17 protein-coding genes and 1 tRNA gene are annotated in these 20,114 nt (G+C 72.0%); 10 read left to right on the top strand and 8 right to left on the bottom strand.

Annotated features, from left to right (window positions below; translation table 11 throughout):
* Nucleotides 1-153 precede the first annotated feature (153 nt).
* The 4 genes from K4G64_RS04595 (at nucleotide 154) to K4G64_RS04580 (ending at nucleotide 4,949) form a co-directional block, all read left to right on the top strand.
* A complete protein-coding gene (locus tag K4G64_RS04595) occupies nucleotides 154-2,121 on the top strand; it encodes an FAD/NAD(P)-binding domain-containing protein (RefSeq protein ID WP_221754713.1) in 1,968 nt (655 codons plus the stop codon).
* Between the two features lie 83 nt (nucleotides 2,122-2,204).
* Nucleotides 2,205-2,657 carry a DoxX family protein gene (locus K4G64_RS04590; protein ID WP_221754712.1) on the top strand — a complete coding sequence of 151 codons (453 nt, stop codon included), beginning with the start codon at nucleotides 2,205-2,207 and terminating at the stop codon, nucleotides 2,655-2,657.
* Between the two features lie 281 nt (nucleotides 2,658-2,938).
* Nucleotides 2,939-3,535, top strand: a complete 597-nt coding sequence (locus K4G64_RS04585; protein ID WP_221754711.1) for a DedA family protein — start codon at nucleotides 2,939-2,941, stop codon at nucleotides 3,533-3,535.
* Between the two features lie 52 nt (nucleotides 3,536-3,587).
* Nucleotides 3,588-4,949, top strand: a complete 1,362-nt coding sequence (locus tag K4G64_RS04580) for a phosphatase PAP2 family protein (protein ID WP_221754710.1) — start codon at nucleotides 3,588-3,590, stop codon at nucleotides 4,947-4,949.
* Between the two features lie 61 nt (nucleotides 4,950-5,010).
* Here the strand turns inward: K4G64_RS04580 and K4G64_RS04575 are convergent, their stop codons facing one another.
* Nucleotides 5,011-5,241 carry a DUF2277 domain-containing protein gene (locus K4G64_RS04575; protein WP_221754709.1) on the bottom strand — a complete coding sequence of 77 codons (231 nt, stop codon included), beginning with the start codon at nucleotides 5,239-5,241 and terminating at the stop codon, nucleotides 5,011-5,013.
* A gap of 102 nt (nucleotides 5,242-5,343) precedes the next feature.
* Here K4G64_RS04575 and K4G64_RS04570 point away from each other — a divergent pair, with 102 nt between their 5' ends.
* Both K4G64_RS04570 and K4G64_RS04565 read left to right on the top strand, forming a co-directional pair.
* On the top strand, nucleotides 5,344-6,240 hold the full coding sequence (locus K4G64_RS04570) for a ketopantoate reductase family protein (protein WP_221754708.1): 897 nt from the start codon (nucleotides 5,344-5,346) through the stop codon (nucleotides 6,238-6,240).
* A 51-nt stretch (nucleotides 6,241-6,291) separates the two neighbouring features.
* A complete protein-coding gene (locus K4G64_RS04565; RefSeq protein ID WP_221754707.1) occupies nucleotides 6,292-6,654 on the top strand; it encodes a hypothetical protein in 363 nt (120 codons plus the stop codon).
* 105 nt (nucleotides 6,655-6,759) lie between these two features.
* Here the strand turns inward: K4G64_RS04565 and K4G64_RS04560 are convergent.
* Nucleotides 6,760-6,831, bottom strand: a tRNA-Val gene (locus K4G64_RS04560).
* 211 nt (nucleotides 6,832-7,042) lie between these two features.
* On the opposite strand from K4G64_RS04560, the gene K4G64_RS04555 reads away from it, so the two are divergent.
* Together K4G64_RS04555 and K4G64_RS04550 are read left to right on the top strand one after the other, a co-directional pair.
* On the top strand, nucleotides 7,043-7,831 hold the full coding sequence (locus K4G64_RS04555; RefSeq protein WP_221754706.1) for a DUF4097 family beta strand repeat-containing protein: 789 nt from the start codon (nucleotides 7,043-7,045) through the stop codon (nucleotides 7,829-7,831).
* Nucleotides 7,832-7,905: 74 nt separating this feature from the next.
* Complete coding sequence (locus K4G64_RS04550) at nucleotides 7,906-9,378, top strand: hypothetical protein (protein ID WP_221754705.1); 1,473 nt, start codon at nucleotides 7,906-7,908, stop codon at nucleotides 9,376-9,378.
* Nucleotides 9,379-9,397: 19 nt separating this feature from the next.
* Here K4G64_RS04550 and K4G64_RS04545 read toward each other — a convergent pair whose 3' ends face one another.
* The 3 genes from K4G64_RS04545 to K4G64_RS04535 form a co-directional block, all read right to left on the bottom strand.
* Entirely contained in the window at nucleotides 9,398-10,555 is a 1,158-nt protein-coding gene (locus K4G64_RS04545; RefSeq protein WP_260460005.1) for an amidase domain-containing protein, read from the bottom strand.
* Between the two features lie 122 nt (nucleotides 10,556-10,677).
* On the bottom strand, nucleotides 10,678-11,976 hold the full coding sequence (locus K4G64_RS04540) for a hypothetical protein (RefSeq protein ID WP_221754703.1): 1,299 nt from the start codon (nucleotides 11,974-11,976) through the stop codon (nucleotides 10,678-10,680).
* Nucleotides 11,977-12,030: 54 nt separating this feature from the next.
* Nucleotides 12,031-14,187, bottom strand: a complete 2,157-nt coding sequence (locus K4G64_RS04535) for a transglycosylase domain-containing protein (RefSeq protein WP_221754744.1) — start codon at nucleotides 14,185-14,187, stop codon at nucleotides 12,031-12,033.
* Nucleotides 14,188-14,437: 250 nt separating this feature from the next.
* Between K4G64_RS04535 and K4G64_RS04530 the strand changes: the two genes are divergently transcribed.
* Nucleotides 14,438-14,662: a zinc ribbon domain-containing protein gene (locus K4G64_RS04530; protein WP_221754702.1), complete on the top strand. Its 225-nt coding sequence runs from the start codon at nucleotides 14,438-14,440 to the stop codon at nucleotides 14,660-14,662.
* A gap of 57 nt (nucleotides 14,663-14,719) precedes the next feature.
* A complete protein-coding gene (locus K4G64_RS04525; protein ID WP_221754701.1) occupies nucleotides 14,720-15,502 on the top strand; it encodes a DedA family protein in 783 nt (260 codons plus the stop codon).
* On the opposite strand, the gene K4G64_RS04520 is transcribed toward K4G64_RS04525, so the two are convergent.
* The 3 genes from K4G64_RS04520 to K4G64_RS04510 are packed head-to-tail and all read right to left on the bottom strand — an operon-like array spanning nucleotide 15,423 to nucleotide 20,073.
* A complete protein-coding gene (locus K4G64_RS04520; RefSeq protein WP_221754700.1) occupies nucleotides 15,423-16,232 on the bottom strand; it encodes an HAD family hydrolase in 810 nt (269 codons plus the stop codon). The genes K4G64_RS04525 and K4G64_RS04520 overlap by 80 nt on opposite strands.
* Nucleotides 16,232-18,886: a phosphoribosyltransferase gene (locus tag K4G64_RS04515; RefSeq protein ID WP_260460004.1), complete on the bottom strand. Its 2,655-nt coding sequence runs from the start codon at nucleotides 18,884-18,886 to the stop codon at nucleotides 16,232-16,234. The genes K4G64_RS04520 and K4G64_RS04515 overlap by 1 nt, the downstream gene beginning before the upstream one ends.
* 20 nt (nucleotides 18,887-18,906) lie before the next feature.
* Nucleotides 18,907-20,073, bottom strand: a complete 1,167-nt coding sequence (locus tag K4G64_RS04510) for an HpcH/HpaI aldolase/citrate lyase family protein (RefSeq protein ID WP_221754699.1) — start codon at nucleotides 20,071-20,073, stop codon at nucleotides 18,907-18,909.
* Between the last annotated feature and the right edge of the window lie 41 nt (nucleotides 20,074-20,114).

Below are 20,114 nucleotides of genomic sequence, written 5' to 3'. Positions count from 1 at the left end.
GAGGCATCCCACAGCGAGCGTCAATCCTTCCCCACGAGACTCGGTTACCGCTCCCGGCGACGGCATGATGAGGCGGACCGTCCGCTTCCAACCCGGCGGACCGCCCACACGCGCCCCACACGCCCGGGAGTCCCACCCTTGTCTGCGCCGCCCGTGGAAACCGAGGAATCCGTACCGCCCGAGGGGCCCGGACCGGCCGCGAGACCCGCGTACGTCTCCGTCGCCCTGGTCGGGGCCGGACCGCGCGGCACCAGCGTCCTGGAACGCCTGTGCGCCTCCGCCCCCGAACTCCTGGCGCCCGGCGCCCGGTTGACCGTGCACGTCGTAGACCCGGACCCGCCCGGTCCCGGCCGCGTCTGGCGCACCTCCCAGTCACCCGAGCTGCTGATGAACACCGTGGCCTGCCAGGTGACCCTGTTCACCGACGACAGCGTGGACTGCTCGGGCCCGATCCGCCCCGGTCCGAGCCTGCACGAGTGGGCGGGCGGCAGGCTGGGCCCGGACGAGTATCCGACCCGGGCCGACTACGGCCGCTATCTGGAGTGGGTGTTCGCCGAGGTCGCACGGCAGGCGCCGCCGGCCGTCCGGGTCGAGACGCACCGGGCACGCGCGATCCGGCTCGACGACGCCCCCGGCGACCGCCAGGCCCTCACCCTCGACGACGGCCGCACCCTGACGGGCCTGTCCGCGGTGGTGCTGGCCCAGGGGCACCTGCCGAGGACCGCGGGCCCGGACCTGCTGCGGCCGGCGGCCCACGCCGCGCGGCACGGCCTTCGGCACGTCCCACCCGCGAACCCGGCCGATGTCGACCTGTCCGCGATAGCCCCGGACGAACCCGTCCTGCTGCGCGGCCTCGGCCTCAACTTCTTCGACCACACGGCCCTGCTGACGACCGGCCGGGGCGGCCGTTTCCTCCGGGACGCCGAGGGGCTGCGCTACCTCCCCTCCGGCCGTGAGCCGCGGCTCTTCGCCGGTTCGCGGCGCGGTGTGCCGTACCGGGCGCGCGGCGACAACGCGAAGGGTCCCTACGGCCGGCACGTCCCGCTCGTCCTCACCCCGGAGGTGATCGCCGGGTTCCGCAAGCGTGCGGACTCCGGGGAGGCGCCCGATTTCCTCACGGAGATATGGCCGTTGGTGGCGAAGGAGGTGGAGACGGTGTACTACGGCGCGCTGATCCGGCGGGCCGCGTCCCGCGCGGGGCGGGAGCGGACACAAGGGCCGCAGAGGGAGCGGGAGTTCACCGATCGCTTCCTCGCCGTCCCGCACGGCGATCCCCTGGAGGCGTCGCTGCTGGAGGAGTTCGGGGTACCGGCCGCCGAGCGCTGGTGCTGGGAGCGGGTCTCCCGCCCGTACGCGGGACGGGACTTCGCGCATCGCGGCGAGTGGCGCGAGTGGCTGCTGGCGCATCTGCGCGAGGACGCCGCCCAGGCCGCCCTGGGTAATGTGCACGGCCCGCTGAAGGCGGCCCTGGACGTGCTGCGCGACCTGCGCAACGAACTCCGGCTGATCGTCGACCACGGCGGCCTCTCCGGTGCCTCCCGCCGCGATCACCTGGACCGCTGGTACACGCCGCTGAACGCGTTCCTGTCCATCGGCCCGCCGCGCCGCCGCATCGAGGAACTCGTGGCGCTGATGGAGGCGGGGGTGGTGCGGGTGCTGGGGCCGCGGCTGCGGGTGTCGGAGGAGGACGGCGGCTGGGCGGCGCACTCCCCCGACGTGCCGGGACCGGCGGTCCGTGTGAGAACCCTCATAGAGGCGCGCCTGCCGGAGCCCGACCTCCGTCACACCGCCGACGACCTCCTGGCCGGTCTGCTGCGGAGCGGGCAGTGCCGCCCGCACGTCGTGGACGGTTATGAGACAGGGGGTTTGGACGTCACGGCGCGCCCCTATCGCCTGATGGATCGTCAAGAGGTTGCACACACAAGGCGGTTCGCGTTCGGCGTGCCGACAGAAGGCGTGCACTGGGTGACCGCCGCGGGAGCCCGCCCAGGGGTGGATTCGGTCACTCTTTCGGACGCGGACGCGGTGGCGAGAGCCGCTCTACGTGCGGCTGGGCCCGGCATCGAGCCCCAACGGGAGGCAAAGCAGTGGCCAAATGTTGAACTTGCAAGCATCAATTAGGCACACCTAACGTGGGCTACTCCGCGGTTCCGTCCCCGACCGGCCTCCCCAGGGGCCGGCCAACCGAAGGAGAGACCCCCCACATGACCGCTCGCCTCAACGGTGCCCAGCCGTACGCGCTCGGCCTGTTCCGGATCGTCGTCGGCCTGCTGTTCGCCTGCCACGGCGCCGTCGCACTCTTCGGCGTCCTCGGCGGCGCGGACGGCAAGGGCGGCACCGCCGCGACCGGCGCCTGGCCGAACTGGTACGCGGCCGTCATCGAACTCGTCGGCGGCATCCTGGTACTGCTGGGCCTCGGCACCCGCATCGCCGCGTTCATCTCCTCCGGGGCGATGGCGTACGCGTACTTCAAGGTCCACCAGCCCCAGGGCCTGTGGCCGATCGAGAACAGCGGCGAGGGTGCCGCGATGTACTGCTGGGCCATGTTCCTGCTGATCTTCACCGGCTCCGGCGCGTTCGGCCTGGACCGGCTGCTGTCCAAGCGCACCTCGACCCAGGAGCAGCGCTCCGCGGACCAGGCGCCGGTGGCCGCCTGAGCCGCCCGCCTCTCCGGACCCACAGCGGCGCCTTCCCCTCGGGGAGGCGCCGTTTCGTCTGCGCCGTCCCATGATCGGCGCACCGGCGTCAAAACTCGCACATATGCCGACACAGCCGGACGACCCGCGACGAGGTGAACAGTCCGCACCGAACGTATGAGCCCCCCGTGAACCGCCCGTCACACCCCAGGCGTACGCTCTATGGCTGTCATGGCCACCCCTGCCGCTCCCCGCGCCACCGCGGCACGGTCTGGCCCACGGGGGAGTCACGGGGAGTTGCGGTGCTGGAGCAAGTGTGGCTGCCGATCGGCAGCCCATGGATATACGCGGTGGTGGCCTTGTCCGTGCTGCTCGACGTGTTCCTGCCGGTGCTGCCCAGCGGCGTCCTGGTGATCACGGCGGCCACGGCGGCGGCAGCGGGCACGGCGACCGACGTGCCCGACATCCTCGCCCTGACCCTCTGCGCCGCCACCGCCTCCGTCCTGGGCGACCTGGTCGCCTACCGCCTCGCCTGGCGCGGCGGTGCCCGCCTGGACCGGGCGATCTCCCGCTCCCGGCGGCTGACCACCGCCCAGCAACGGCTCGGCGCGGCCCTCGCCCGGGGCGGCGGCGCCCTCGTCGTCCTGGCCCGTTTCGCTCCCGCCGGCCGCTCCGTGGTCTCCCTCGGCGCGGGCGCCGCGCACCGCCGCGCCCGCGACTTCCTGCCCTGGTCGGCCCTGGCCGGCTTCACCTGGGCCGTGTACAGCGTGGCCCTCGGCTACTTCGGCGCCCACTGGCTGGGCGCGACCTGGCTGGCGACGGCGGTGTCGGTGGGGGCCCTGTTCGCTGCCGGGGCGGGGGCGGCGTTCCTGATGCGGCGCGAGCCGCGGACGTCGTAGACCGGGCTCCGGCTCACCACCACGACCACCCAGACCTGGAAGCGGCTGAGACATGACCACCACGGAGTCGCGGAAAGCCTCCCGGACGAGAGAAGTCGCGCTCACCGCGAGGCGGCACCCCCGTGCGCTGCTGTGGGTCGCGGCAGGCGTGGTCACTCTCGGGTTCCTCGTCGCGCTCCAGATCGCCGCGCACCGCTTCGGCGCCCAGGGACCGATCACCGAGCAGGCACGCGAGGTGATCCACGCCCCCAAGTCCGGGTTCCTGCTCTACGCCAGCCTGGCGCTGACGATGGTGGTGCTCACCTGGCGGCAACGGCTCATCGCCGTCGGCACCGCGATGGGCATCGACCTCGTCTTCCTGCTGGTGCGATGGCTGACGGGCACCTACCCCGACGAGGGCCACCCGTTCGGCAACGGCGCGCTGTGGGTGATCCTCGGCCTCGCGGTCATCGCCCTGACCCGGCGCACCGGGCCGGAACGCGTCCTGATGCTGAAGGGCGTAGGACTGGGCCTGCTGCTGGTGACCGGACGCAAGACCGGTGACACCTGGCTGCTGATCACGTCGAAGACCCGCCCCCTCACCCTCGACCCGTACGTCGCCATGGCCGACCACGCACTGGGCAACCCGTCGTGGCTGGCGGGCCGGCTCCTGCGGGCGAGCGGCCCGGTCGGCGAGCACGCCCTCGACTACGTCTACGCCCAGCTCGCCGTGGCCGCGGTCTGCGTGGCGCTGTACCAGCTGCGCCACGTGGCGGCCGAGCAGCGCTTCCCGCGCCACCACCTGGTCCGCACCTTCCTGCTGATCGGCCTGCTCGGACCGGCCTTCTACATGATCTACCCCGTCGTCGGGCCGATGTTCGCCTACGGCCCCGAGGGCGGGCACTGGGCGACGGCCGACCTGTGGCCCGACACCCTGCCGCCGGTGATCACCCCGTACGCGATGCCGTTCGACGAGATCACCCCGCGCAACTGCATGCCCAGCCTGCACACGGCCTGGGCGACCACGATCTTCATCCACTCCCGCAAGGGCCCGCGCGCCCTGCGGTACGCCGGCACGTTCTGGCTGGTCGCCACCCTCGCCGCCACGCTGGGATTCGGCTGGCACTACGGCGTGGACCTCGTCGCCGGCGTGGTGTTCGCGTACACGGTCGAGGCGGGACTGCGCACGTACGACCGCGGCTGGGACCCGGCGGGGCTCCGGCTGATCGGCTACGGGACGGTCGTCTTCGCCGTGCTGCTGGCGTCCTACCGCTTCGTGCCGCTGGAGATGGCCGCGTATCCGTGGATAGCCGGCCCCCTCCTGCTGCTGGCGATGGCCTCGGTGATCTACGGCTACCGGCGGACCACGAGGCGCTGGGACGTGGCGCCCGTACCCGCCCCGCGCGCCGAGCCGCAGCCCGAACTGGCGGTCTGAAGGCCCCGCGGGGCCAGTGCTCGGGGGGCCAGTGCTCGGGGGGGGGCCGTGCATGCGCCCCCTAGCTCGCCTTCCGTGCCGCGGCCCCCCGGACCTCCAGTCCGTCCAGCAACTCGGCCGTGGCCTGCGCGACGGCCTCCACGGCGCGGTCGAACACCTCCTGGTTGTGAGCGGCGGGGGCGCGGAATCCCGACACCTTCCGTACGTACTGCAGGGCGGCTGCGCGCACGTCCGCCTCGGTGGCCTCTTCGGGCATCGCGGGCGGACGCAGCGTCTTGATACTCCGGCACATGTCCCCAGTCTCACCCGTCCGGCCCTCGTACGACAGAGATGCCTGCCATGATCGCTCCGAGGCGGCCACCATCCCGGGGCCGACCGACGAGAGGAACTCCTCGTGGCGAACGAACTCAGCGTGGCCGTCCTGGGCCCCGGCGGTGTGGGCGGACTGCTCGCCGCCCTGCTCTCCCGCTCCGGCCACCGCGTGATCTGCCTGTCGGGCGAGAAGACCGCAGAGGCGCTGCGCACCGACGGCATCCAGGTCCGCAGCGCCCGCTTCGGCGACTTCACGGCCCGCGTCGAGGCCGACACCGAGCTGCGGGAGCCGGTCGACGCGTGCCTGGTCACCGTGAAGCACACCGCCCTGGACACCGCCCTGGCGCGGGTTCCCGCCCCGGTGCTGTCCGACGGGCTCGTCGTGCCGTTCCTGAACGGCGTCGAGCATCCGGCGGCCCTGCGCGCCCGCTACCGGCCCGACCGGGTGGCCCCCGCCGTGATCCGCGTCGAGTCCACCCGGGTCGCACCGGGCGTCGTCGAGCACGGCAGCCCCTTCGCGGAGATCGACCTGACCGGCACGGACGTGCCCCGGCCCCGTCTCGACGCTCTCGCCGACGCCCTCGCCGCGGCCGGTCCGGCCACCCGCGTCCTGGAGGACGAGACGGCGGCCCTGTGGGCGAAGATGTCGTTCCTGGCGCCCTTCGCCCTGCTGACCACCCGCTACGACCTCCCCCTCGGCGACGTCCGCACCCGGCACCGTGACGAGCTGACCGCCCTGGTGGAGGAGACGGCCGCGATCAGCCGCGCCTGCGGCGGCCCGGCGGACCCGTCCCAGGCCCTCGCCCGCTACGACGCCTTCCCGCCCTCGACGAAGTCCTCGATGCAGCGCGACGCCGAGGCCGGCCGGCCCCTCGAACTGGACGCGATCGGCGGCGCGTTGCTCCGCGCGGCCGAACGGCACGGGATCCCGGCTCCGGTGACGGCCCGGGTGGTGGCGGAGGTACACCCGTTCGCCTGAACCACAGGAAGGAACTCGCCTGCCAAATTCGAACAGGCGTATCATTGGGGCGTGGCTACGACCTATGACTTTCCGAGTGACCTCCTGGCCGGTCAGGAGGAACTCCATCAGGTCCGGGCCGAGCTGTCGGCCCTGCTGAAGCGGCTGCCCTGGTCGGTGGAGCCGCTGGACGGCTTCAGCGACGACAACGGCTGGCGCAAGGTGGAGCGCCCCGCCTCCCCCGGCTGGACCGCCGACGAACAGGCCGAGGTGGAGAAGCTCCGGCAGCGGGAGCACGAGCTCGCGGTGTTCGTGAGCACGCACCGCTACTGGTCCGAGCTCACCGGCTCCGACCGGGTGGCGGCCCGCTCGCAGCTGAAGCACACGCGGCACCCGCACGGGGTTCCGCCGGAGGAGACCGGCGGAACCCCGTGACCGCAAGCTCCTCGCCGACGCGAACCACTGTTTCCGGCCGGCGGGCAGCAACAGCGGAGGCCCTCCGGGAACATCCCTGGAGGGCCTCCGCCGTAGAACTCGCTGTGGGCGCGGACGGTTTCGAACCGCCGACATCCTGCTTGTAAGGCAGGCGCTCTACCCCTGAGCTACGCACCCGGCTCCCGGGCCTCGCGCCCAGGTCGAGTCGACAGCCTACATGGCCCGGGGCACGGTCCCGCAAACCCGTTTCGCGGACCGTGGCGGGGCCCGCGCCTGGGGTTAGCCCCACCTCACATCCGGGAGTGGCCCGGATCCCCCGGCGGGCCCCGGATCCATACGGTCGTAGAGCGCCCCAGAGCGCCCGTCGTCCGTCCAGGGGGAGATCGTCATGACCACACGCACCGCCACCACACGCACCGCCACAGCCCGCACCGTCGCCCTCGCCGGTGCCGTCGTGGTGCTCGTCGCCGGGCTCAGCGCCTGCGGGGCGTCCGCCGGGGACGACAAGGATCCCGAGCACCGGTCCTTCGGCCTCCAGGGGCGGACCCTCACCGTCGACTCCGACGACTCCGCCCTGGAGATCGTCGCCGCCGACGGCAACCCGGCGGGCAAGGTCGGGGTCACCCGCTGGTTCAAGGGGTCGGTCGTCGTCGGCGATGAACCCGAGGTCACCTGGGACATGCGGGGCGACCGTCTGAAGCTGCGCCTGAAGTGCTCCGGCGTCGTCGCCGACTGCTCGGCCAAGCACCGCATCGAGGTGCCCCGCGGCATCACCGTGAAGGTCGAGGACGGGGACGGCAGCGTCCGCGCCCGCGGCTTCCGGGACCCCCTCAGCATCCGCACGGGCGACGGCTCCGTCCGCGTCAGCGACACCACCGGCCCCCTGGAGCTGCGCACCGGCGACGGTTCCATCCGGGCGGACGTCTCCTCCCACGACGTCCGCACCCACACCGGCGACGGCTCCGTCCGCCTCGAACTCGGCGTCGTACCGGACCGCGTCGAGTCCCGCAGCGGCGACGGCTCCGTGACCATCGCGGTGCCCCGGGCCACCTACCGTGTGACCACCCAGACGGGCGACGGCGGCGTCGACGTGTCCGTGCCCCGCGACGAGAGCAGCCCCCATGTGGTGTCCGCCCACACCGGCGACGGCAAAGTGACGGTCCGAACAGCGAACTGACCGGCCCGTGTGTTCGTCTTCAACCGGTGGGAGAATGACACCGGGCAGGGCGGACCACAGCACGGGAGAGGGATGTGACGGCGACACCAGGACAGCCGGACTCGCCGTCGGTGCCGCGCGCACATCGTGCGCGCCGCCGTATCCCCAGCGCCACAGGCCCACTCCGCGCCACCGGCCCACTCAGCGCCACCGGCCCACTCAGCGTCCCCGGCCCGCTGCGTGTCCCCGGCCCGCTGCGCGACACGCTCGTCCTGGTCGGGCTCCCGCTGCTGGCCGCGCTGGCCCTGCCCGCCGCCTTCGCGGGCGGGGGCACCCGGCGCTGGTTCGGCGGCCGGGCCGAGAACCAGCGGGCCGAGGCCCAGGCCGCCAAGGACGCCGCCGCCGCGGCCTTCTACGAGCTGGACACCGCCCAGCGCGACCTGCGCATCTCCATCGAGACGATCACCGCCGTCGACGACTCCCCCGCCGCCCGGCGCGCCGTCGCCGACTTCGACGCCCTCGGCCGGCGGATCGACGAGGCCAGTCACCGGTACATCGAAGCCGTCGACGCCCACGACCTCGACCGTGACGACCTGGAGGCCTCCGCCGCCTCCCGCGCCCGCAGCGAGCTGACCGCCGCCAAGGAGGAACTCGGCCGGGTCAAGCAGGAGCTCGACCGGTTCACCGACGGCCTCGGCCCGCTCCTCGGCAAGGCCGAGACGCAGCTGGCCCGTCTGGCCCCCGCGGTCGAGCGCGCCCGCCAGGCCCTGCTCGCCGCCTCCAACGCCCTCGACTCCGTCCGGGCGTCCGGTCTGAGGGCGGACGACCTCGCCGCCCGGCTGGCCGCCCTCTCCCCGGAGCTCACCAAGCTGAACCAGGGCGCCGGACAGCACGGCGTCCCGCAGACCCTGGAGCGGGCCGAGCGGGTCAGCCGCGAGGCGGAGGCGGTCCGCGTGGAGGCCGAGCGGCTGCCGGAGCGCGCCGCCGAGATCGACCACCGTCTCGTGTCCCTGCGCACCCGAGCCCAGGCCCTCACCACCCGCTCCGAGCAGGTCGAGCCGACCCTGAGCGAACTGCGCCGCCGCTTCACCGCGGCCTGCTGGCAGGACCTGCAGCACGTCCCCGACGCCGCCGCCGAGAACGTCCGCCAGGCCGAGGCCCGGCTGGCCGAGGCCCGCGCCGCCCGCGCGGAACAGCGCTGGGCCGACGCGACGGCCCTGCTGTCGACCGTGCGGGCCCTGCTGAACAGCACCGACGAGGCCGTGTCGGCCGCCGGCGACCGCCTGCACCGGCTGAACGCGGTGCAGAAGGACCCCCAGCAGGAGATCGACCGCACGCGCTTCGCGATCCGCGACGCCCAGCGTCTCGCGATGGCGGGCCGCAACACCCCCGACCCGCGCCACGCCCGCCCCCTGGACGACGCCGTGGCCCGCCTGGACCGCGCCGTCGCCACCCTGGAGGGCCGCCACCCCGACTACTGGCACTTCCTCACGGAGACGGAAGCGGTCCGCCGGGCCGTGGCCCATGTCGTCTCGGGGATCCGCGAGGAGCGAGGGGCCGGACACTGAGCCCGGCCCCGGCCCGTTCTCAGGTGCGGTAGGCGTAGTAGTACGCGTTCGGGTACGACGCGACGAGGCTCGCCACCGACCTGCGGAGGGTGTTGTTGGAGTGATAGGTCACGTACGGCACCCCGCCGCTCTTGTACGTGACGATCATCGTGTGGTCCTTGGACCCGTCCCGGTCGAAGTCCATCTGGAGGACGTCGCCGACCTCGAGCTGGAAGACGTTGGCGAGCGGCTGGGTCCGCTTGGAGTTCTGGGCGAACCAGGACCACTCGTTGACGCCGATGAACGAGTGCGACTGGATCTCGGCGTTGCCGAACCACTTGGTGTAGTCGTACACGTAGCCGGGCGCGTGCTTCCAGCCGCCCGCCTTCAGGGACTGGCTGACGAAGTTGGTGCAGTCGCCGCCGGCGCCGCGGCCGCTGAAGTCCGGGTAGTCCTTGTTGTAGACGTTCCAGTACTTCTCGGCGTAGGCCGCCATGGCCTTGTAGTCGTACGTCGTGCCGGTCTTCGGGGCGGCGGCCGGGTTGCGGGTGATCGCCGCGCGCGGGGCGTTCGGCGTGGTGTTGTCGGCGGCGGTGGTCGCCTTGACGGGGGCCGGCTTGGAGAGCGTGTTCACCGCGAGACCGCCCTGGTCGGTGTCGCGGATGCCGGTCAGCCGCCAGTCGCCCTGCCGGTCGGCCTTGAAGGTCAGCTCGTGCCGGGCCTGGAAGCCGGTGGTCTTCGGCGCGTTGCCACGGGCCCCGGCGTAGGTCAGGGTCGTGGTCTCGGTGACGTCCGCCTTGGCGGTACGGCCCGTCACCCGCGTGGCGTTCAGGGTGACGGTGGTGCTGGCCTTGCCGTACGTCTCGCCGGCCTTCGCCAGCCTCTCCTTGCGCTGACCCAGTTCGGACAGGGTGGCGTCCTCGGTGCGGGCCGTGCCGGAGGACAGGGCGACGTCGCCCGAGAAGCCGTCGGTCAGCGGCTTGTCCGCGCCGGCCCGCCCGCCGTCGACGAGGGCGTTGGTGCGGTCGGTGAAGACCGCGTCCGCCAGCCGCTGGAAGGTGGCCTTGGTCCGCGCGTCCACCGTCGGGTCGTCGGTGACCGCCGCGCCGGCGCTCCAGTTGGGCAGCAGGGCGACTCCTGCAACGACGGAGGTCGCCGCGGCCCCGATTATCGTGACGCGACGTCGCGTCCCGCTCAATTTCCGTGATTTCACTGGTGTTTCCCCTCTTGCCCCGGCCAATCGGTTGCCGGGGTAGCAGATCTTTGCATGGAATATGCGACTGCTGTGAAGGGTGTTGCACCTGTTACTTTCGGACCTGATCACTTCACGACCGTGGACCAGTCGGGCGACTGTGCCGGGTCCAGGCCGCGCAGCCGCTGGAGGGTCCCGGGCTTCTGCACGTCGAGCCAGTCGGCCAGTTCCTTGAAGGACACGCACTTGACGTCCTTCTTCGTGCACATGTCCTTGACGACCTGGTCGACGGCCCGCATGTAGATGCCGCCGTTCCAGTCCTCGAAGTGGTTGCCGATGAACAGCGGGGCCCGGCTGCCGTAGTACACGCGGTTGAAGCCGGACATATAGGAGGCGACGGTCTCCTGCTCCCACTCGGGGTATTTCGCCGGGTCGCCCTCGGTCTCGCCCCCGGACTGGTTGTAGAGGAAGTTGAAGTCCATCGAGAGGCCCTGGTACTTACCGCCCTCGTACGGGAGCATCTGCAGCGGGAAGTCCCAGATGCCGTCCTTCTTGACGGGCCATATCTGGAAGTCGCCCGCGGAGCTGGCGTCGTAGCGCCACTTGTAGTCCTTCGCGGCCTTCAGCAGGTTCTTCTGGCCCTCCAGGCAGGGCGCGCGGCCGCCGGTGACCTCCTTCCGGATGTCGAACGGCAGCGGGTCGACGTCCTGGAAGCCGGTGTTGGTCTTCCACTTCTCGGTGAACGCGTAGAACTGGTCGATCTCGCTCTTCCACTCCGCGACGCTCCAGTCGCCGCCGCCCTTCTTGCCGCAGAAGTGGCCGTTGAAGTGGGTGCCGATCTCGTTGCCCCCCTGCCACGCCTTGCCGAGTTCCTCCACCGTGGTGCGGATGTGCTCGTCGGTGGCGAAGCTGATCGCCGCCGAGCCCTTGGCGTGCTGGGGCGGGGAGTAGAGGTCCTTCTTGCTCTTGGGCAGCAGGTAGATGCCCGTGAGGAAGAAGGTCATGTGGGCGTCGTACTGCGCGGCCAGTTCCCGGTAGTGCGAGAAGAGCGCGTCGTCGCCCTGCAGCGCGCCGTCCCAGGAGAAGACCACGAACTGGGGCGGCTTCTGCCCCGGCTTGAGCGGCACCGGCTTCAACTGCCCCTTCTGCGGGCCGGTGTAGGAGGTGGAGCCGTCCCCCAGGACCTTCGTCTTTCCGTCCCACCGCGGCTCCTGGTGCGGCTTCGGGGAGGTCCCCTTGCGGGCTCCGGAGGAGGCGGTCGGAGTGGTGGTGTCCGAGCCGGTCAGGGCCAGATAGCCCGCGACCAGGGAGGCGACGACGAGGAGCGCCGCAAGGGTCAGGACCCCCGGGGACGTGGTGCGGCGGGATGCGCGGGGTCGGCGGCGGGATGCGCGGGGTCGGCGGCGGCGGCCGGACGGTTGGTTCATGCGCGGCTCATTCTGCGAGGGGGGTGGGGGGCTGTGCGGTATCGGGCCCCGGGGTCAGCCGATGCCGCGGGCACCGGACCAGATGCGGTACGGGACGCTGTCGCCGGGGGAGCCCGCGATCCCGTCCAGAGGCAGGGGTTCGAGGCTCTTGCCGAGGTCGATGCGGTAGGCCACCACGGCCGTCGACACGGAGTTGGCCGTGCCGACGTACCAGGCGGCGGTGTCGTTCTGCGTGGTGCCGGCCTTGCCCGCCACCGTGGCGGTCGTGACCACCCCCGGGCGGGCGGTGCGGAAGGCGTCCGTGAGGGCGGACTGGACCGCCCCGGCCACACTCGCCTTCACCGCCCGGCGGGCCCCGGGCTTGGTGAGCGGGACCCTGGAGCCGTTGCGGGTGATCCGGGCCACCGAGTACGGCTCGACGTGCTTGCCCGCGGCGGCGAACGTGGCGTATCCGCTCGCCATGCGGATCGCGCTGGGCGTGGCGCTGCCCAGGGACATCGCGGGCACCTGCGGGCCGAAGCTGGAAGGGAGCAGACCCGCCCGCTGGGCGGTGTCCCGCACGGTGTCCAGACCGGTGTCCATGCCGAGCTGCATGAACGGTGTGTTCACCGACAGGGCGAGTGCCCGGCCCAGGGCGATCCGCCCGTAGGACTTCCCGCCGTCGTTGCGGGAGGTGACCTGTTTGCCACCGCGGTCCCAGTAGGGGCCCTCGGGTGTCCTGACGGCGATGCCGTCGTCCCCGTCGTACAGCGTCTGCGGGGTGACCTCGGTCGCGGCGCCGTCGCGGGTCGTGTGCACACCGTGCTCCAGGGCGGCGGCGTAGACGAACGGCAGGAAGGCCGAACCGGCGGGGACGGTGGTCGCGTTCGACTCGTTGTAGCCCTGCTCACGGTGGTCGGGGCCGCCGTGGACGGCGAGGATGCGCCCGTCGGTGGCCACCGAGGAGGCGCCGAAGTGCAGGGACTTCGCCTTGGCCGGGTCGTCCTTGCGCGCCTTCTTGCGGGCCTTGTCCACGGCGTCGGTGAGCGCGGTCTCCTGCTTGCGGTCGAAGGTCGTGTAGATCTGGTAGCCGCCGAGGTCGAACTCCTTGGCCGATATGTTCGCCGCCTTCTTTGCGTACCGGGCGGCCAGTTCCACGAGGTAGTCGCTCTGCTTGCCGGTGTCGAACCCCGGCGCCCGCTTCAGCGGCTCGGGGAACTTCTTGTATGCGGCCCGCTCCGCCTTCGGCAGGGTGCCTGTCTCGACCATGCGGTCGAGTATCCAGGACCAGCGCTCCACGGCCCGGGCGTGGTTGGCCTCGCTCAGCGTCGGGTCGTAAAGGCCCGCGCCCTTGAGGAGGGAGGCGAGGAAGGCGGCCTCGCTGACGTCGAGTTCGCTGACGTCCTTGCCGTAGTAGGCCTGGGCGGCGCGCTGGATGCCGTAGGTGCCGCGGCCGAACCAGCTCGTGTTGAGGTAGCCCTCGAGGATGTCGTCCTTGCTCATCTCGTTGTCGAGCTTGAGGGCGAGCATGGCCTCGGTGAACTTGCGTGAGACGGACTGGTCCTGGCTGAGGTAGACGTTCTTGACGTACTGCTGGGTGATGGTCGAGCCGCCCTGGGTGTTGCCCTGACCGACGGTGCGCCACAGGGCGCGGCCGATGCCGCTGACGGATATTCCGGGGTCGCTGTAGAAACTCGCGTTCTCCGCCGCCAGTACGGCCCCGCGGACGTCCTCGGGTATGTCCTTCAGGGGCATCGCCTGCCGCCGCACCCAGCCGGTGCGGGCCATGGGCGTCCCATCGGACCAGAAGTAGACGTTGTCCTGCTGGGTGGCGTACGTGTTGAGGTTCTCCGGTATGTCGGTGGCGGCGTAGGCGGAGCCCAGGAGGACGACGGTCAGGCCGGTGAACGTCAGGGCGGCACCGAGCCATTGCCGCCAGGAGGGCGCCCAGCGCCGCCAGCCGGTGCGGTCGGCGTGCGGGTAACGGGGCCGCAGGCGGCGGGCGTCGGAGGCGACGCGAGTGGCGAGCCGGGCCAGCCCCGGGGCCTTGGCGGTCAGACGGGTCAGGGGGGAGGGCCGGGGGGCCCTGCGCCGCCGGCGCGATCTGTCCGGTGCACTCCCGTCCTCCGCCGCGCCGGACGGCTTGTCCGCCTGGCCGGTCGAGGCCGCCCCGACGACGCGCAACATCATGGTCTCGTCCGCGTGCACGGAGTCGGGGACCTTCAACTGCATGGTCTCGTCCGGTTCCCGCCCAGCCTTCGACACGGCTGCGTCTCCCTCCCGCTCACGGTGGTGCTCGCGCGGAAGGGCTCGGCTGCAGTGGTCGACGGCAGCGATCCCTCGTCATCCCCCGCTTCGACGGCTTCTCGCGCGTTCGAAAGTTATCAGCGGCCTTTACAGGTCCTCCACACCGGTACGGCAACAATGGCCGGAGGGGTTCGCGAAAGGCGGCATCTACGTAGGCGCAGATTAATCTGTCCCCATGCCTCGCTACGAATACCGCTGCCGGACCTGCGGCGACACCTTCGAACTGAGCCGTCCCATGGCCGAGTCGTCCGACCCCGCGGCCTGCCCCTCGGGCCATGCCGACACGGTGAAACTCCTCTCCACGGTCGCGGTGGGCGGCTCCGCCTCCGCACCGGCGTCCGCGCCCCGCGCGAGCGGCGGCGGTGGGGGCGGCTGCTGCGGAGGCGGCTGCTGCGGCTGACGCCCTCCCCCGGGCTTCCTCAGGAACCCTTCAGCTTCGGTTTCCTAGCGTGGTGGCATGACAGCCATCGCAGCGGACGCCGGGCCGCAGTGGGTCAACGACCTGATGGACGCGCTGGGCGCGCCGGGAGCCGGTCTCGCCATCGCCCTGGAGAACCTGTTCCCGCCGCTGCCCAGCGAAGTGATCCTGCCGCTGGCCGGGTTCGCCGCTAGCAGCGGCCGGATGAGCCTGCTCGCCGTCCTGCTGTGGACGACGGCCGGCTCGGTGATCGGCGCGCTCGCGTTGTACGGGGTCGGCGCACTGCTCGGCCGTGACCGGACGGTGGCGATCGCGGCCCGGCTGCCGCTGGTGAAGGTCTCCGACATCGAGAAGACCGAGGCCTGGTTCCTGAAGCACGGCACCAAGGCCGTGTTCTTCGGACGGATGATCCCGATCTTCCGCAGCCTGATCTCGGTGCCCGCGGGCGTCGAGCGCATGCGCCTGCCCGTCTTCCTGGGACTGACCACCCTGGGCAGCGCCATCTGGAACACGGTGTTCGTCCTCGCGGGCTACTTCCTCGGCGCGAACTGGCATCAGGTCTCGGACATCGTCTCGACCTACTCGAAGGTGGTCCTGGCCGTGGCGGCGCTGGCGGTGACGGCGTTCGTCGCCGTACGACTGCTGCGACGCGCCAAGGAGACACGCCCTGAAGGGGCGCGGGGAACTGCGCGAACCGCCACGACGACGCCGCACCCGCACGACGACCAGGACACCCGAGTTCTCAGGCGCCCCGTACTGCCCCCAGAAGCTCCCGCAGGATCCGCTCCCCGGCGAGAACACCCCGGTCGGGAAGCACCCTGAGCGAGGGAGCCGTGAAGCCGGTGTCGGCCAGCTCCCCGTGCCCCGGTCGCCAGCCCCGGTCCGCCGCGAGGAGCAGGTCGGTATCGAGCAGGGAGTCACCCGCGGCGAGCGTGAGATCGGCACCGGTCCGCCGCGCGACCTCCCGCATCGCCGCGCTCTTGGTGAGCGGCTTGGGAACGGCGTAGATCTTGCGGCCCTGGAGGGACACGGTCCAGCCGCGGTTCTCCGCCCACACCGCGAGTTCCTTCACCCAGTCCTCGTCGAGCAGCTCGCGCTCGACTACGAGATAGGCGAAGAGGTCGTCGGCGACGCGGTGCTTGCGCACCCAGACCGGGTCGGCGGCTCTGAGCAGGTGCTCCTGCACCTCGGCCAGGGGCGCGCACTGGTCGGCCAGCCGTGCGGTCACCTGGGCATGCCAGTCGGGGTCGGAGACACCGTCGACCAGGAGATGGCCGCCGTTCGCGCAGATCGCGTACGTGGGCTCCGGGCCCGGCAGGTTGATGCGCTGGTACTGCTTGCGCGTCCGGGTCGTCGTGGGCACGAATACGGCCGCGTCGCCCAGGTCGGTGAGGAGCTGCGCCGCCGTCTCCGTCATGTAGGACAGCGGCTTGCTCTCGTGCACCTCCACGCACAGCAGCCGGGGCGCCCGCGCGTCCGGCATGGTGAGCGCCAGGGCTGCGGCGGAGTAGATCAGGGTGCGATCGAGGTCGCTCGCGACGAGGACGGGCATCAGAGCGACACCGCCTTGCCGTCGGCGCCGGTCGCGCCCCGGGTGTACTTGGGATGGATCAGGCCGACGCAGGTGTAGGGCAGTGCGTCGACCTCCTCCACGGGCACGCCGCGTTGCTCGGCCAGCAGGCGCACGTGGTCGAGGTCGCTGCCCGCGCCGGCGCGTGCCAGGACCTTCCAGGGCACGCGGCGCAGCATGACCCGGGTGGTCTCGCCGACGCCGGGCTTGACGAGGTTCACGTCGTGGATGGCGTACTCCTCGCTGATGCGCTCGACGGCGGCCCAGCCCTCCCAGGTGGGTGAGCGGTCGGTCGCGAGCAGTTCCTTGGCCTGGGCGCAGGCGGCGTCGGCGACCTCGGGGAAGCGGGCGGACACGGCGTCCAGGAAGGCCACCGAGACGTCGGTGCCGGCGAGTTCGCGGTAGAACTTCGCGCCGTGGAAGTCGTCGGGGCCGACCAGGTCCGCGCGCAGCACGGTCCGCGAGATCAGGCCGGAGACGGTGGAGTTGAGGCAGGCGGAGGGGATGAGGAAGTCCTCGCGGGTGCCGTAGGTCCGGACGCAGGAGCCCGGGTCGGCCAGGACGGCGATCTCGGGGTCGAAGCCGGTGATGCCGTCGGACTTCTCGAACTCCTCCAGGGCCTTGGCGAGTTCGCGGGTGATGGCGCCCTTGCCGGTCCAGCCGTCGACGAAGACGACGTCCCGGGGGTCGTGGTGCCGGGCGAGCCAGCGCAGCGCGTTGGCGTCGATGCCCCGTCCGCGGACGATCGACACGGCGTAGTGCGGCAGGTCGAGGCCGTGCCGGTGCTGGGCCCAGCGGCGCATGAGGATGCCGACGGGGGTGCCCGCGCGGGCCAGGGAGACCAGCACGGGGCGCGGGGACCGCTCGGCGAGGACCGTCTCGGTGACGACGCCGACCGCCTGGGCGATCCGGGCCGCCGAGTCCTCCAGCGCGGCGTGGAACAGCTCCTGGTACTGCTCGCTCGGCTGGTACTCCACGGGCAGCGACTCCGCGTAGTGGGCGCCGCCGCTCTGGATCGCCTCCTCGCGCTCCTCGGTCGGCGCCTCCAGCGTCACGTCCGAGAGGTCCTGGAGCAGCCAGCCGACCTCCTCGGGCGCGTACGAGGAGAAGGCGGGGCCGCGGAGGGGCTCGGGCAGCATGGAGGGCCTTTCGGGGGCGTACGACGGTATGACGGCGAGCAGGACCCGCGGCGTGTGCGCGGCGAGGCGGGCCAGCAGACCGTCGGGCGCGTGCAGCGCGGGGGTGTCCCCGGCCGAGTCGACCACCGCGACGACGGCGTCGAATGCGGCGCCGGCGACGTTGTAGGCGTATCGCTCGCCGGGGCCGTCGGCGGGGTCGTCGTGGGCGGGGAAGGCGAGGCGGGTGCGTATCGCGTAACCGGGGTCGTCGACGGCCAGGACGGGTGAGCGGGTGGTGGTGGAGTAGCGGACCTCGAGGTCCGTCACCCGTTCCAGCTCCCGGGCCAGCCTGAGCGGCGCGTACATCAGTTCTTCGAAGCCGAGGATGTGCACGCGGCGGGCCCCCTCGGGCAGTGCGTGCGCCAGGCGGCGGGCCATCGCGGGGAGGGCGTCTTCCAGGAGCTCCCGATGCGCGGGGGTGAATCCATGTCGGCCCCCGTCGGGGAGACCGGCGGGCCACTGCAGGTCGATGCGGGTGGCCTGGGGAGCGGTGCCGTTGTCGTCCGGGTGCGGGTCGGTGGGGGCTGGTCGCGCAGTTCCCCGCGCCCCTAGGGGGTCGGCCTCCTGGTCGGCTGCAAGGGCAACGGCGCTGTTCGGGGGCGCGGGGCTGTGTTGATTTGCGGCTCCGCCGCGGGGCGCGAGCGGCCACGACGGCGCCGCACCCGCCGACGAACTCTCCGCCGCACTCTCGGACGCGTACCGCGCCACCAGCTCCTGCCCCTTCTCCAGCACCCCCTCGGGCAGCCGAACAGTCCCTCGGGCAGCCGTCACCAGATCGACCCGGGCTCCGATCTCCTCGGCGAAATCCGCGAGGCGCCCCGCATCGGCAGCCGACCGCATGTCCACCAACGCCACCACGACATACCTCCGCCGCGGATACCGCGCATGAAGATCACGCACGGTGTTCAGCACCGTGTTCCCCGTGGAGAACTCGTCGTCGACCAGGACCAGCGGTCCGTCACCGCCGAGCAGCGCGGGGTCCTCCGGCAGGAGCAGGTGCGAGGTCGCGTGGGAGTGGGCCTCCTCGAAGCCGCCGGCCGTCGCGACACCGGCGACCGGGCGGCGGGTGGAGTGCAGGTAGGGGGCGAGGCCCAGCCCGTCGGCGACGGAGTGGCCGAGGCCCGTCGCGGTCTCCGCGTAGCCGAGGACGACGGCCCGGCCCGCCTCCCGCGCGCCCAGCAGCTCGCGCACCCGGCGGCCGAGCTCGACGCCGTAGCCGTAGACGACGGACGGCGACTGCGGCACATGCTTGCCGAGCACGTTCGACACCAGCAGATGGGCCCGCTTGGGGTTGCGGCGCAGCGCCAGCCCCAGCAGGCCGGTCAGCCGGTCGTCACCGACGAGCTCGACGCCGAGCCGCTCGGCGACCCAGCTGCCGGACCAGACGCGGTCGCCCTCGTCGCACACCTGATGCTCCCCCTCGTTCACTGCCGTCTCAGCCTTCTCAGCCTTCTTCATGGATCCCTTGCGTCGTGCCGTCAGTCCGGCAGACCCGCCGCCAGCAGTTCCACGAAGCCGATGTCCTGGTTCGCCACGCCGAAAACCTCGGCCCGCAGCAGGGTCCGCTCGGCCCAGGCCCGGTGCGGCTTCACCTCGTTCATCTTGTTCGTGTACGCCGATCTCAGCACACCGCCGCCACCGCGCTCCGGCCGCAGGATGTCCTGGGCGTCCGAGAACTCCTCGTGACTGACGACCGACAGGGCGTGCACCGGCAGCACGTGCGAGGGGTGGATGCAGGTCTTGCCCAGCAGGCCGTTGGCATGGTCCAGGGAGATCTCCCTCAGCAGGCCGTCCATGGCGTGCTCAATCAGCTTCTCGCGCAGTTCCGCGGCCTGCACCTCAAGGAAGGGGCTCTGCCGCAGCTGCGGCTTGAACATGCGCTCCTGGACCCTGAAGTACTCCCACACGGGCCCGGTCACGGTGAAGCCTGTGCCGTCGGCGCGGCCCAGCATGTTCACCACGTCGGCGATCACGGAGGCGACGATCTGGACGTCGTAGGCCGTCATGTCGGGGCCCCGGCGCAGCCCGTAGGAGGAGCAGAAGTCCGTCACACCGAGGCGCAGGGCGAGCACGCGGTCCCGGTACTTGTCGATCGCCCGGGAGATGCCCTCCAGGGTCTCCACGCGCGACTCCCGGTAGAGCAGCTCCGGGGACTCCAGCACGGGCATGGCGAAAAGGCGACGGCCGCTTTCGGCCTCGGCGACGGCCAGGGCCTCCAGGAAGGGGATGCCGCGTTCCTCGGTGAACTTGGGCAGGACGAATCCGGACAGCTGCCGGACGGCGGGGCCGAGGCGGCGCACCAGGTCGGGTATCTGCTCGGGGGTGCGGACCCGGACGAACAGCAGCGGCAGGTCGGCGTCCGGGAGCTCGTGCAGGGCGGTCAGCTGGCGGACCAGGTTCTCCTCGCCGGGGCCGACGTCCGCGTCGTCGATCGAGTCCTCCAGGCACAGCACCATCGACACCACACCGCGCCCGGCCTGCTTGAGGACGTCGTCGGCGAGGCGCGGCCTGGTGGCCGGGCTGTACAGCGTGGCGCCCAGGGCGGCCGCGAGCAGCCGGGCCGGGGAGTCCGGGGTGAACACTCCCGGCTCGCGGTGGAAGAGACGCTTCCGCACCTCAGGGGCGACGTGCCCGAAATGACGCATGAAACTCCCCCGTGGTGGTGGTGCGGCCTGCGAATCGACGA

The organism is Streptomyces sp. WAC04114 (genome assembly GCF_019733245.1).
Classification (GTDB): Bacteria; Actinomycetota; Actinomycetes; order Streptomycetales; family Streptomycetaceae; genus Streptomyces; species Streptomyces massasporeus_A.
The sequence above is the reverse complement of the archived record's forward strand: the minus strand, read 5'-3'. Positions and strand labels throughout refer to the sequence as shown.

Bases quoted from the DNA above. Each gene is read 5' to 3' on its own strand.
- K4G64_RS04590 (WP_221754712.1), top strand. From the start codon at position 2,205: ATGACCGCTCGCCTCAACGGTGCCCAGCCGTACGCGCTCGGCCTGTTC.
- K4G64_RS04580 (WP_221754710.1), top strand. From the start codon at position 3,588: ATGACCACCACGGAGTCGCGGAAAGCCTCCCGGACGAGAGAAGTCGCG.
- K4G64_RS04575 (WP_221754709.1), bottom strand. From the start codon at position 5,241: ATGTGCCGGAGTATCAAGACGCTGCGTCCGCCCGCGATGCCCGAAGAG.
- K4G64_RS04555 (WP_221754706.1), top strand. From the start codon at position 7,043: ATGACCACACGCACCGCCACCACACGCACCGCCACAGCCCGCACCGTC.
- K4G64_RS04540 (WP_221754703.1), bottom strand. From the start codon at position 11,976: ATGAACCAACCGTCCGGCCGCCGCCGCCGACCCCGCGCATCCCGCCGC.
- K4G64_RS04535 (WP_221754744.1), bottom strand. From the start codon at position 14,187: ATGCAGTTGAAGGTCCCCGACTCCGTGCACGCGGACGAGACCATGATG.
- K4G64_RS04530 (WP_221754702.1), top strand. From the start codon at position 14,438: ATGCCTCGCTACGAATACCGCTGCCGGACCTGCGGCGACACCTTCGAA.
- K4G64_RS04525 (WP_221754701.1), top strand. From the start codon at position 14,720: ATGACAGCCATCGCAGCGGACGCCGGGCCGCAGTGGGTCAACGACCTG.
- K4G64_RS04520 (WP_221754700.1), bottom strand. From the start codon at position 16,232: ATGCCCGTCCTCGTCGCGAGCGACCTCGATCGCACCCTGATCTACTCC.
- K4G64_RS04515 (WP_260460004.1), bottom strand. From the start codon at position 18,886: ATGAAGAAGGCTGAGAAGGCTGAGACGGCAGTGAACGAGGGGGAGCAT.
- K4G64_RS04510 (WP_221754699.1), bottom strand. From the start codon at position 20,073: ATGCGTCATTTCGGGCACGTCGCCCCTGAGGTGCGGAAGCGTCTCTTC.